This is a genomic window from uncultured Sphingomonas sp., from assembly GCF_964250165.1.
Classification (GTDB): Bacteria; Pseudomonadota; Alphaproteobacteria; order Sphingomonadales; family Sphingomonadaceae; genus Sphingomonas.
Genome location: NZ_CAXUEK010000004.1, coordinates 63,779 through 75,648, shown reverse-complemented (window position 1 = coordinate 75,648; position 11,870 = coordinate 63,779). Strand labels below are relative to the sequence as shown.

General features: G+C 69.2%; 14 protein-coding genes. 13 read left to right on the top strand and 1 reads right to left on the bottom strand.

The window, feature by feature from the left end:
- The 5 genes from dnaK to ACFE64_RS01650 all read left to right on the top strand — a co-directional run.
- Positions 1 to 1,719 (top strand): molecular chaperone DnaK (gene dnaK, locus ACFE64_RS01670; RefSeq protein ID WP_375390709.1); only part of this gene is annotated, 1,719 nt, incomplete at its 5' end.
- 127 nt (positions 1,720 to 1,846) lie between these two features.
- Positions 1,847 to 2,965, top strand: coding sequence for a molecular chaperone DnaJ (gene dnaJ, locus ACFE64_RS01665; RefSeq protein WP_375390708.1), 1,119 nt, complete (start codon positions 1,847 to 1,849; stop codon positions 2,963 to 2,965).
- A gap of 212 nt (positions 2,966 to 3,177) precedes the next feature.
- Complete coding sequence (gene purB, locus ACFE64_RS01660) at positions 3,178 to 4,509, top strand: adenylosuccinate lyase (RefSeq protein ID WP_375390707.1); 1,332 nt, start codon at positions 3,178 to 3,180, stop codon at positions 4,507 to 4,509.
- Positions 4,506 to 4,706, top strand: a complete 201-nt coding sequence (locus ACFE64_RS01655) for a hypothetical protein (protein WP_375390706.1) — start codon at positions 4,506 to 4,508, stop codon at positions 4,704 to 4,706. The genes purB and ACFE64_RS01655 overlap by 4 nt, the downstream gene beginning before the upstream one ends.
- Positions 4,707 to 4,862: 156 nt before the next feature.
- The gene (locus ACFE64_RS01650) at positions 4,863 to 5,168 is read left to right on the top strand and encodes a hypothetical protein (RefSeq protein WP_375390705.1); all 306 of its coding nucleotides are present in this window, start codon (positions 4,863 to 4,865) and stop codon (positions 5,166 to 5,168) included.
- Positions 5,169 to 5,400: 232 nt separating this feature from the next.
- Here the strand turns inward: ACFE64_RS01650 and radC are convergent, their stop codons facing one another.
- Entirely contained in the window at positions 5,401 to 6,090 is a 690-nt protein-coding gene (radC, locus tag ACFE64_RS01645; protein ID WP_375390704.1) for a DNA repair protein RadC, read from the bottom strand.
- 167 nt (positions 6,091 to 6,257) lie between these two features.
- Between radC and ACFE64_RS01640 the strand changes: the two genes are divergently transcribed.
- The 8 genes from ACFE64_RS01640 (at position 6,258) to uvrC (ending at position 11,868) form a co-directional block, all read left to right on the top strand.
- Complete coding sequence (locus tag ACFE64_RS01640) at positions 6,258 to 6,548, top strand: AtpZ/AtpI family protein (protein ID WP_375390703.1); 291 nt, start codon at positions 6,258 to 6,260, stop codon at positions 6,546 to 6,548.
- Between the two features lie 9 nt (positions 6,549 to 6,557).
- Positions 6,558 to 7,307 carry a F0F1 ATP synthase subunit A gene (locus ACFE64_RS01635; RefSeq protein ID WP_375390702.1) on the top strand — a complete coding sequence of 250 codons (750 nt, stop codon included), beginning with the start codon at positions 6,558 to 6,560 and terminating at the stop codon, positions 7,305 to 7,307.
- A 25-nt stretch (positions 7,308 to 7,332) separates the two neighbouring features.
- The gene (locus ACFE64_RS01630) at positions 7,333 to 7,557 is read left to right on the top strand and encodes a F0F1 ATP synthase subunit C (protein WP_375390701.1); all 225 of its coding nucleotides are present in this window, start codon (positions 7,333 to 7,335) and stop codon (positions 7,555 to 7,557) included.
- Positions 7,558 to 7,586: 29 nt separating this feature from the next.
- Entirely contained in the window at positions 7,587 to 8,072 is a 486-nt protein-coding gene (locus tag ACFE64_RS01625; protein WP_375390700.1) for a hypothetical protein, read from the top strand.
- A 1-nt stretch (position 8,073) separates the two neighbouring features.
- Positions 8,074 to 8,637, top strand: coding sequence for a hypothetical protein (locus ACFE64_RS01620; protein ID WP_375390699.1), 564 nt, complete (start codon positions 8,074 to 8,076; stop codon positions 8,635 to 8,637).
- Between the two features lie 202 nt (positions 8,638 to 8,839).
- The gene (locus ACFE64_RS01615; RefSeq protein ID WP_375390698.1) at positions 8,840 to 9,118 is read left to right on the top strand and encodes a metalloregulator ArsR/SmtB family transcription factor; all 279 of its coding nucleotides are present in this window, start codon (positions 8,840 to 8,842) and stop codon (positions 9,116 to 9,118) included.
- Positions 9,115 to 9,765 (top strand): SdpI family protein, encoded by a 651-nt coding sequence (locus ACFE64_RS01610; RefSeq protein WP_375390697.1) that lies wholly within the window; start codon positions 9,115 to 9,117, stop codon positions 9,763 to 9,765. The genes ACFE64_RS01615 and ACFE64_RS01610 overlap by 4 nt, the downstream gene beginning before the upstream one ends.
- Before the next feature lie 156 nt (positions 9,766 to 9,921).
- Positions 9,922 to 11,868 carry an excinuclease ABC subunit UvrC gene (uvrC, locus tag ACFE64_RS01605; RefSeq protein WP_375390696.1) on the top strand — a complete coding sequence of 649 codons (1,947 nt, stop codon included), beginning with the start codon at positions 9,922 to 9,924 and terminating at the stop codon, positions 11,866 to 11,868.
- Positions 11,869 to 11,870 lie beyond the last annotated feature (2 nt).

Genomic DNA, 11,870 nt, shown 5'->3' with positions numbered 1-11,870 from the left:
GGCGACAACACGATCTTCGCGGTGAAGCGCCTGATCGGCCGCCGCTTCGACGACCCCGTCACCAAGAAGGACACCCAGCTCGTCCCGTACAAGATCGTGCGCGGCGGCAATGGCGACGCGTGGGTCAACGCGGGCGGCAAGGATTATTCGCCGTCGCAGATCAGCGCCTTCACGCTCCAGAAGATGAAGGAGACCGCCGAGGCGCATTTGGGCGAGACCGTCACCCAGGCGGTCATCACCGTGCCGGCTTACTTCAACGACGCGCAGCGCCAGGCGACCAAGGACGCCGGCCAGATTGCGGGACTGGAAGTGCTGCGCATCATCAACGAGCCGACCGCCGCGGCGCTCGCCTACGGCCTGGAGAAGCAGGACGGCAAGACGATCGCGGTCTATGATCTGGGTGGCGGCACCTTCGACGTCTCGATCCTGGAGATCGGCGACGGCGTGTTCGAGGTCAAGGCGACCAACGGCGACACCTTCCTGGGCGGCGAGGATTTCGACAACAAGCTGGTCGATTATCTAGCGCAAGGCTTCCAGAAGGATGAGGGCATCGACCTCACCAAGGACAAGCTGGCGCTGCAGCGGCTGAAGGAAGCCGCCGAGAAGGCGAAGATCGAGCTGTCGAGCGCCGCGTCGACCGAGGTCAACCTGCCCTTCATCACCGCCGACCAGAACGGCCCGAAGCACCTGGTCAAGACGATCAGCCGCGCCGACCTGGAGCGCCTGGTCGACGATCTGATCCAGCGCACGATCGAGCCGATGAAGAAGGCGCTCGCCGACGCGCAGATCAAGGCGGGCGACATCGCCGAGGTGGTGCTGGTCGGCGGCATGACCCGCATGCCCAAGGTGCGCGAGGCGGTGAAGAGCTTCTTCGGCAAGGACCCGCACACCGGCGTCAACCCCGACGAGGTGGTGGCGATGGGCGCGGCGATCCAGGCGGGCGTGCTGCAGGGCGACGTCAAGGACGTGCTGCTGCTCGACGTGACGCCGCTGTCGCTCGGCATCGAGACGCTGGGCGGCGTGTTCACCCGCATGATCGACCGCAACACGACGATCCCGACCAAGAAGTCGCAGACCTATTCGACCGCCGACGACAATCAGAACGCGGTCACCATCCGCGTCTTCCAGGGCGAGCGCGAGATGGCGGCGGACAACAAGCTGCTCGGCCAGTTCGACCTGGTCGGCATCCCGCCGGCGCCGCGCGGCGTGCCGCAGATCGAGGTCACGTTCGACATCGACGCCAACGGCATCGTCAACGTCTCGGCCAAGGACAAGGGCACCGGCAAGGAGCAGCAGATCCGCATCCAGGCCTCGGGCGGGCTCAGCGACAACGACATCGACCAGATGGTCAAGGACGCCGAGCGGTTCGCCGACGAGGACAAGAAGCGGCGCGGCGCGGCCGAGGCGAAGAACAATGCCGAAAGCCTGATCCACACCACCGAGCGGCAGCTGGCCGACAATGGCGACAAGGTCGACGACGGCCTCAAGACGGAGATCCAGTCTGCGATCGACGCCGCCAAGCAGGCGGTGGAGTCCGGCGACGCCGATCAGATGACCGAGAAGAGCCAGGCGCTGGCGCAGGTCGCGATGAAGCTCGGCCAGGCGATCTACGAGAAGCAGGCGCAGGCCGAGGCGTCGCCGCAGGCCGGCGGCGATGGCGAGCCGGCCAGGGAGGACGTGGTCGACGCCGAGTTCTCGGAAGTCGACGAGACGAAATAGCGTAAGCGAGATGCGCCCCGTCCGTCATTCCCGCGCAGGCGGGGAACCCAGCGTCGCCGGTGTCGGCGCTTCTGGTTCCCCGCCTGCGCGGGGATGACGGGTGGGGGGCTGAGCGACGGGGCGGGGCATGACGACCACCATCGACTATTACGAGCTGCTGGAATGCGAGCGCACGGCCGACGCCGCGACGCTGAAGTCCGCCTATCGCAAGCTCGCGATGAAATACCACCCGGATAAGAATGCCGGCTGCCTCGATTCGGAAGCCAAGTTCAAGGCCGTCAGCGAAGCTTATGAGGTGCTGAAGGACCCGCAGAAGCGCGCGGCCTATGATCGCTTCGGCCATGCCGCGTTTCAGAACGGCGGCGGCGGCGGGGGCGGGGCGCAGGACTTCGGCGCCTTCTCCGACATCTTCGAAAGCGTGTTCGGCGAGTTCATGGGCGGCGGCCGGGGCGGTCGCCAGCCGTCGCGGCGCGGCGCCGACCTGCGCTACGACATGGAGATCACGCTGGAGGACGCGTTCCACGGCCTCGCGCGCGAGATCACCGTCGACGTCTCGGCGGCGTGCGACACCTGCCACGGCTCCGGCGCGCGGCCGGGCACGTCGGCCAAGACCTGCCAGCATTGCGGCGGCCACGGCAAGGTGCGCGCGCAGCAGGGCTTCTTCGTGGTCGAGCGCGCCTGCCCGGTCTGCCAGGGGTCGGGCGAGATGATCGCGGATCCGTGCCCCGACTGCCGCGGGGAGGGCCGTGTCGAGCGCACCAAGACGCTGGAGGTCAACGTGCCGCCCGGCGTCGACGAAGGCACGCGCATCCGCCTCGGCAATCAGGGGGAGGCGGGCGCGCGCGGCGCCCCGCCGGGCGACCTCTACGTCTTCCTCCACGTCAAGCGCCACGCGCTCTTCGAGCGCGAGGGCACGACGCTGTTCGCCCGCGCGCCGGTGAGCTTCACCACCGCGGCGCTGGGCGGCGCGCTGCATATCCCGGGGCTGGACGGCGCGACCCACGAGGTCCGCATCCCGGCCGGCATCCAGTCCGGCAAGCAGCTCCGCCAGCGTGGCGCGGGGATGCCGGTGCTGCAGGGCCGCGGCGCGGGCGACCTGGTGGTGCAGATCGAGGTCGAGACGCCGACGCGCCTCTCGACCCGCCAGCGCGAGCTGCTGGAGATGTTCCGCGAGACGGAAACGGGGGACGAGTGCCCGGCGAGCCAGGGGTTTTTTGCGAAGCTGAAAAAGGCGGTGGCGGGGTAGAAGGCCGCGAGCCGCGGCGGCCTCGCTGCTTCCGAGACGCGTCAGGCTGGCCGGGATCATTGCTGCTGAGCTTCGACGTCGTGAGGTCAACTCTCGTGCCATAGCTCGCAGCTTAGAGCTTGATTGGGCTTCTATCACCGGCCGTGCCGCTTTGGGCTCGCTTTGTGCCGGTGGCACGGTCTGCTAGCCGGCGATGTCGATCGGAGTCCCGCATGATCCCCCGCTACTCCCGCCCCGCCATGGCCGCGCTGTGGACGCCCGAGGCGCGCTACCGCATCTGGTTCGAAATCGAGGCGCATGCGACCGATGCGCTGGCCGAGCTCGGCGTCGTGCCCAAGGAGGCCGCGGCGGCGCTGTGGCGGTGGTGGGACACGAACCCGGCGATCGACGTCGCCGCGATCGACGCCATCGAGGCGGTGACCAGGCATGACGTGATCGCGTTCCTGACCTGGGTCGCCGAGCAGGTCGCGGCCCATTCGGGGGAGGATTGGGCGCGGTTCATGCATCAGGGCATGACCTCGTCGGACGTGCTCGACACCACGCTCGCGGTGCAGCTGAGCCGGGCGGCGGATCTGCTGCTCGACGACCTCGACCAGCTGCTCGCGGTGCTGGAGCGGCGCGCGCGCGAGCACCGGCTGACGCCGACGATCGGGCGCAGCCACGGCATCCATGCCGAGCCGGTCACCTTCGGGCTCAAGCTCGCCTATGCCCATGCCGAGTTCCAGCGCGCCAAGACCCGGCTGCAGGCGGCGCGCGCCGACATCGCGACCTGCGCCATCTCGGGCGCAGTCGGCACCTTCGCCAATATCGATCCGGCGGTGGAGGCGCATGTCGCGGCCAGGCTGGGGCTGAGCATCGAGCCCGTCTCCACCCAGGTCATCCCGCGCGACCGGCACGCGATGTTCTTCGCGACGCTGGGCGTGATCGCCGGCTCGGTGGAGCGGGTGGCGACCGAGGTGCGCCATCTCCAGCGCACCGAGGTGCTGGAGGCGGAGGAATATTTCAGCCCCGGCCAGAAGGGCTCGTCGGCGATGCCGCACAAGCGCAACCCGGTGCTGACCGAGAATCTGACCGGCCTCGCGCGCATGGTGCGCGGCTATGTCACGCCGGCGCTGGAGAATGTCGCGCTGTGGCACGAGCGTGACATCAGCCATTCGTCGGTCGAGCGTTACATCGCGCCGGACGCGACGATCACGCTCGATTTCGCGCTCGCCCGGCTGGCGGGGGTGATGGACAAGCTGCTGGTCTACCCGGAGCGGATGCAGCGCAATCTCGACCGGATGGGCGGCCTCGTCCATTCGCAGCGCGTGCTGCTGGCGCTGACCCAGGCGGGGGTGAGCCGCGAGGACGCCTACGCGCTGGTCCAGCGCAACGCGATGCGGGTGTGGGAGTCGGACGGCGCACTGTCGCTGGTCGAGCTGCTGAAGGCCGACCAGAACGTGGCGGCGGCGCTCTCGCCGACGGAGATCGAGGAGAAGTTCGATCTGGATCACCACCTGCAGCATGTCGACACGATCTTCGCGCGCGTGTTCGGGACGGCTTGATCCGCGACGATTGCGCCGGACGCAATCGCAACTGCGCGCAACAATATTGCGCATGCGAGCAACAAAGCCCAATTAGGTCCGGTCCGGCGATCCAGCCGGCCAGGAGACCAACAATGCGCGTCATGGAAACGCTGACCGGCACCGTGCTGGCGGTCGCGACCATCGTGCTGGCGGTCGAGACGATCCTCGTCTTCTAAAGTCAGCCCACCCGCCCTCTCGTGAGAGGGGGCGGAACGGGCGGCTTGCGTTTAATCGCCTCGCCCAGGCCTCGCTTTGCCCCGGCTGGCCGAGCAGAGCGAAACCCGCGCCGGTACAGCCCGTTGGCGCGCCGAGTTCATCCCGGAGCCCCGTTCATGTTCCTTGCGCTGATTGCCGCAAGCGTGTCGCCTGTCGCTGCGTCCCAGAGGACTGCCGTCGTCGCTGCCGCCGTCGAGACAGAGTTCCCCAGCCACGACCTTGATGGCGACGGCAAGCTGTCCCGCACCGAGTTCGATACATGGATGGTGCAGCTTCGGACCAGGCGCGACCCGCATCCCCGCGCCACTGCCCGCGCAGACCGCGCCTGGGCTGACAAGGCGTTCGCGCAGGCCGATCGCGACCGCAACGCGGGCGTCACCGCGGCGGAGCTGACGGATTTCCTGACGCAGAGCCGGTCGTAGGGAAAGACTGCTGCACACTCGCCGTTCCGAGCATGACGCTATCCCGGCCGGGTCGACGCCGTCATTACCTGCAGAGGCACGCCGTCATCCCCCGCAGGCGGGGATCCATAGCCTGATCGGCTTGAGCCCTTCGCGCCGATAGCCCGAATGGATCCCCGCCGGCGCGGGGATGATGATCCGACGGGCTCGCTCGATGGTGCGCCAAATCCCGGCGCACAGACCGTGCTGCGCTTTAGATCAATCCCTGCGCGCGCAGGCTCGCATGGCCCTTGGCGCCGATGACGAGATGATCGTGGACCGCGATCCCCAGCGGCTTGCCCGCGGCGGCGATGGCGCGGGTGATGTCGATGTCGGCGCGGCTCGGCGAGGGATCGCCCGAGGGATGGTTGTGGACCAGGATCACCGCCGCTGCGCCCAGGTCCAGCGCCCGCTTCACCACCTGGCGCACATAGACCGCGGTCTGATCGATCGTGCCCTCGCTCATCACCTCGTCGCGGATCAGGTAGTTGCGCGTGTCGAGATGGAGCACCCGGAACCGCTCGACGACGTGATGCGCCATGTCGGCGTGGAGATAGTCGAGCAGCGCCTGCCAGTTCGCCAGCACCGGCCGCTCCGCCGCGCCCGTCTTGGCCAGCCGGACGGCGGCGGCCTGCGCGATCTTGAGCGCGGCGATGCTGGTCTCGCCCATGCCGTCGATGCGGGCGAGCGCGGCGTGATCGGCGGTGAGCACGCCGCCGATGCCGCCGAACTCGCGCAGCAGGGCATAGGCGAGCGGCTTGGTGTCGCGGCGCGGGATGGCGAGCGCGAGGAGATACTCGATCAGCTCATGATCGAGCAGCGCGTCGCCACCGCCGGTCGCCAGTCGCCGCCGCAGCCGCGCGCGGTGGCCGTGCGCATCGGGAAGAGGGTCGCTGTCCGCCACCTGCAGAACCTAATCCCCGGAAAGCGCGACGGGAAGGGGAGGGGCGGATCGGTTGACTCGGACGTGAACGGTTCCTAAACGGCCGGTGACCGCGGGGGCGCGCCCTCGCTCCCGTCGCCGCGTCTCCGCGCCGTGGCGGCGTTTCTTTTTACGGGTAGCGCACCGCCTTGGCCGACGACCGCCAGACCGACGACCTCGATCGCCGCATCGCCGACGCGAAGGCGAAGATCGACCGGCCGATCACCAACGCCCAGGGGCGGGCGGAGAGCCGCGGCTGGGCGATCGGCATCGAGTTCGTCGGCACGATCCTGGTCTGCACGCTGCTCGGCTGGCTGATCGATCGCTTCGCCGGCACGCTGCCCTGGGGCATGATCGTGCTGCTCATCCTCGGCTTCATCACCGCGGTGTATCGCGCCCAGAAGACCGCGGCGCAGTTCGACGCCGACACCAGCAAGTAAGGACCGACGATGGCCGGCCCGATGGATCAGTTCGCGATCAAGGTGCTGCACCCGCTGCGGTTCGGCGCCTACGACGCCTCCTTCACCAACTCCGCCTTGTGGATGGCGGTCGCGCTCGCCGCGGTCGCCGCGTTCCTGTTCGTCGGCACGGCGAGCCCCCAGCTGGTGCCGACGCGGCGGCAGGCGGCGGTAGAATATGTCTACGACTTCGTCCGCAAGATGCTGGACGACAATGTCGGACCGGAAGGGCGTCGCTTCGCGCCGCTGATCTTCGCCCTCTTCATCTTCGTGCTCGCCTGCAACCTGCTCGGACTGATGCCCTGGGTGGGCGCGTTCACGCCGACCAGCCATGTCACCATCACCTTCGGGCTGGCGGTTCTCGTGTTCCTGACGGTGTGCATCGTCGGCTTCTGGCGGCACGGGCTGCACTTCCTCACGCTGTTCTGGCCCAAGGACACCGGCATCGTGATCGGCGCCTTCGTCTTCGTGATCGAGGTGCTCAGCTTCCTCAGCCGGCCGTTCACGCTGGCGATCCGGCTGTTCGCGAACATGACGGCGGGGCACGTGCTGCTGCAGGTGTTCGGCACCTTCGTGATCGCGCTCGGCTCGATCGGCGCGTTGCCCTATGTGCTCGGCGTCGTGCCGCTGGCGGTCAGCGTCGCGCTCTGCGCGCTGGAGCTGCTGATCGCGGTCGTGCAGGCCTATGTCTTCGCTCTGCTCGCGTCCTTGTACCTCAACGACGCGATCAACCTCCACTAAGACTATCAACCAGAAGGATTTCGACATGGACGTGGCAACAGCGGCTAAGATCGGCGCCGGCCTCGCGGCGATGGGCGCGGGTTTCGCGGCGATCGGCGTGGGCAACATCTTCGGCCAGTATCTGAACGGCGTCGCGCGCAACCCGGAAGCGGATGCCAAGCTCGGCGGTCGCGTGATCTTCGGCTTCGCGGTGACCGAGGCGCTCGGCCTGATCGCCGCCGTCATCGCATTCGTCCTCGCGTTCCGCTGAGCGGTCCAGCCTAGCCGATCGGAACAGGCGTGCCTCAGTTCGATTTTGCCAAGGTCTTCTGGCCGCAGTTCATCTGGCTCGCGGTCTTTTTCGCGATCCTGTACTTCGGCGTGGTCCGCCTGACCCTGCCGCGGTTGGGGCGGGTGGTGACCCGGCGTGAGGATCAGGTGGCCGGCGACGTGAAGGCGGCCGAGACCGCCAAGACCGAGGCCGATCGGATCGGCGCCGACTATGACGCCGGCGTCGCCGCCGCGCACGATCGGGCCCGCACCCGCGTGCTGGAGGCGCATGCCGCCGCGGCCGCCGCGCTGGAAGGCAAGCTGCACGCCAGCGATGCCGAACTCGCCGCCCGGACCGCAGAAGCGCAGGCCTCGCTCGCCGCGGCGCGCGGTCGCGCATTGGGCGAGATCGAGGGCGTCGTCGCCGAGATCGCGGCGGATATCGTCGAGCGGTTGACCGGCGCGCGCCCTGCCGGCGACGCGACGAGTCGTGCCGCACAGGCGGCGCTGGTCTGACATGAGCACCGCCACGAGCCGCGATCCCGTCGCCGCCACCGTCGTCCCCGGCACGCCGCCGCCCGAGGAATCGGCGTTCAGCCCGCGCAACCCGGAGTTCTGGGTTTATGCGGGCCTGACGATCTTCATCCTGCTCGCCATCTTCGTCGCCAAGGCGCCCAAGCGCATCACGGACGTGCTGGACGAGCGCATCGCCGACACGCGCCGCCAGCTCGACGAGGCGACGGCGATCCGCGCCGAAGCCGAGCGTCTGCTCGCCGAAGCCAAGGCGCGCCATGCCGCCAGCGCAGGCGATGCAGAGGCGATCGTCGCCCATGCCGAAGCAGAGGCGAAGCAACTGCTCGCCAAGGCGGAGGCCGATACCGCGGAGCTGATCCAGCGTCGCGGCAAGATGGCGGAAGACAAGATCGCGGCCGCCGAGCGCGGCGCGCTCGCGGACGTCCGTGCCCATGCCGCCGCCGCCGCGGCCAGGGCCGCCGCGGACCTGATCGCCGCCGGTCATGGCGGCGATGCGGACAAGGCGCTGGTAGATCGCACCATTGCGGGTCTCGGCCGTCCGAACTGAGAGCACCCCGGACGGCCGGCCATGCCGGGCATCCCTTGCCACTTCCTTCAGCTGCTCCCGTCACCCGGCCCGGTTCAAGGCCGGGGTGACGATGATGACTATAGCGGCAGCGGGTCGGTGGCCGGCGAGCGAGGCGTCGGTGCCGTCTGACGCGTAGGTAGTTTGCCTTGACGCTAATTAGTGCTCGCCCTAAACATACGTCATGGACTCGGTCTTCGACGCCCTGGCGCATCCGACGCGCCGCCGCATCCTGGAGCTGCTGAAAGGCGGCGGGATGTCGGCGGGGGCGCTCGCCGACGCGTTCGATGTGTCGAAGCCGACCATGTCCGGGCATTTCGCCAAGCTGAAGGCCGCCGGCCTGATCCAGGGCGAGAGCCGCGGCACGACCACCATCTATACGCTCAACCTGTCGGCGCTGGAGAGCGTGATGCTCGCCTTCATGGGCCGGCTCGGGGCGGGCGAGGGCAGGGAGGACGCATGACCTATCGCCACATGACCTGGGCCGCGGGGGCGGTCTGCGCGGGACTCGCACTGGTGGCGCTGGTCGCGCTGCAGCGTTATCCGGCCGGTGCGCAGCTGCCGACGCATTGGAACGCCGCCGGCGAGGCGGACGGTTTCGCCGATGCCGCGACCGCGCTGTTCCTGCCCGTGCTGCTGACGCTCGGCCTGTCGGCGCTGTTCGTCGCGCTGCCGCGCCTGGAGCCGCTGCAGGAGCGGCTGGAGCGCAGCCGCGCGCTGCTTGTCACCGCCTGGGCGGGGCTGCTCGGCATGATGGCGGTGACCGAAGCGATGATCGCCGGCCCCGCCTTCGGCCTGCGTCCGCCGGCGACGCTGGTGCTGGCGGCGGGCGGCGTGCTCCTGATCGCGATCGGCAACATGCTGCCCAAGTCGCGCCCCGGCTTCTTCGTCGGTATCCGCACGCCCTGGGCGATCCTGGACGAGGACAATTGGGTGGCCACGCACCGGCTGGGCGCGTGGACCTTCATCGCCGGCGGGCTGCTGATGGTCGCGGCCGGCGTGCTGCCGCTGGCGGCCCCGACGCGCCAGGCGCTGGTGATCGCGGCGATCGTCATCGCGGCGCTGCCGCCCATGATCTACTCCTTTTTTCACTGGCGGGCGCGTCGCTGACACGGCGCCGTCGCGATCGGGCACGAGGAACGCGACCTGATCGGCCTGTTCGGCGACGAGTACCGCCGCTACCGCCGCACCACGGGCATGCTGCTGCCCGGGATCGGCCGCGCGCGACTCTAGCCGGGCGAGTCCGGCGCGCCTAAATGGCGAGCCATGTCGCGCACCTTCGCCGGACGACCCGATACCCCGCGCGAGGCGCACCGCTTCCATGAGGAGCAGGCGACCTTCACCGTCCGCGGCACCGACACGCCGGACCTCGACGCCGGGGTCGCGGCCATCCGCAACGTGCTGAAGACGCTGCCGCCCGCGCCCGGCGTCTACCGGATGCACGACGCCAAGGGCGACGTGCTCTATGTCGGCAAGGCGCGCGCGCTGAAGAGCCGCGTCACCAACTACACGCAGATCAGGAACCTGCCCAAGCGGCTCCAGCGCATGGTCTCGCAGACGCGCTCGATGACCATCGTCACCACCAACAACGAGGCCGAGGCGCTGCTGCTGGAGGCGCAACTGATCAAGCGCTACCGGCCGCCCTACAACGTCCTGCTGCGCGACGACAAAAGCTTCCCCTTCATCCTGCTGCGCGGCGACCAGGATTTCCCGCGCATCCAGAAGCATCGCGGCGCGCGGCGCATGAAGGGCGATTATTACGGCCCGTTCGCCAGCGCCGGCAGCGTCAACAACACGCTGAACGCGCTCCAGAAGCTGTTCCTGCTGCGCTCCTGCACCGACGGCTTCTTCAAGACGCGCGACCGGCCGTGCCTGCTCTACCAGATCAAGCGCTGCTCGGCGCCGTGCGTCGGCCGCATCGACGCCGGCGGCTATGCCGAGCTGGTGGGCGACGCCAAGAAGTTCCTGGCGGGCAAGGCGACCGACGTGCAGGCGAAGCTGGGCGCGCAGATGGAGACCGCCGCCGGCGCGATGGACTTCGAGCTCGCCGCGGTGCTGCGCGATCGGCTGCGCGCGCTGACCTTCATCCAGGGCACGCAGTTCATCAACGCCGAGGGGGTGGGCGACGCCGATATCTTCGCGCTGGCGAGCAAGAACGGCGTCGTCGGGATCGAGGCCTTCTTCATCCGCGGCGGCCAGAATTGGGGGCATCGCAGCTTCTTCCCCGGCCATGTCGCGGATGTGCCCGACGACGAGGTGCTCGCCGCTTTCCTGACCCAGTTCTACGAGGAGGTGCCGCCCGCGCGCACCGTCTTCATCGATCGCGCGCTGCCCGACCAGGCGCTGCTCGCCGAGGCGCTGGCGACCCAGGCGGGGCGCAAGGTGGCGCTCGGCACACCGCAGCGCGGCACGCGGCGGCGGCTGCTCGACCAGGCCAAGCGCAACGCCGTCGAGGCGCTGGAACGCCGGCTCGCCGAGAGCACGACGCAGGCGAAGCTGCTGCGCGAGGTCGCCGAGCTGTTCGAGCTGCCCGAGCCGCCCGACCGCATCGAGGTCTACGATAACAGCCACATCCAGGGCACCCATGCGCTCGGCGCGATGGTGGTCGCGGGGCCGGAAGGTTTCCGCAAGGGCCAGTATCGCAAGTTCAACATCCGCAACAAGGACACCGCCCCGGGGGACGACTTCGCGATGATGCGCGAGGTGCTGACCCGCCGCTTCGCGCGCCAGCTGGAGGAGGCGCCCGACCGCGATGCGGGCACCTGGCCCGATCTCGTGCTGCTCGACGGCGGGCGCGGCCAGCTGAATGCCGCGAAGGCCGTGCTGGAGGATCTCGGCATCGAGGATGTCTGCCTGGTCGGCGTCGCCAAGGGGCCGCACCATGGCCGCGAGGGGCGCGAGGTGTTCCACCTGCTCGACGGGCGCGAGATCACGCTGCCGCCCAACGCGCCGGTGCTGTTCTACCTCCAACGGCTGCGCGACGAGGTCCACCGCTTCGCAATCGGCGCCCATCGCGACAAGCGCGCCCGCGCGATCGGCGCGTCGCCGCTGGACGAGGTGCCCGGCATCGGCCCGGCGCGCAAGAAGGCGCTGCTGATGCACTTCGGCACCGCCCGCGCCGTGCGCAACGCCAGCCTGGCGGACCTCCAGCGCGCGCCGGGCGTGTCGGCGGCGGTGGCGCAGCAGGTGTACGACTTCTATCACGCGAAGTAGCG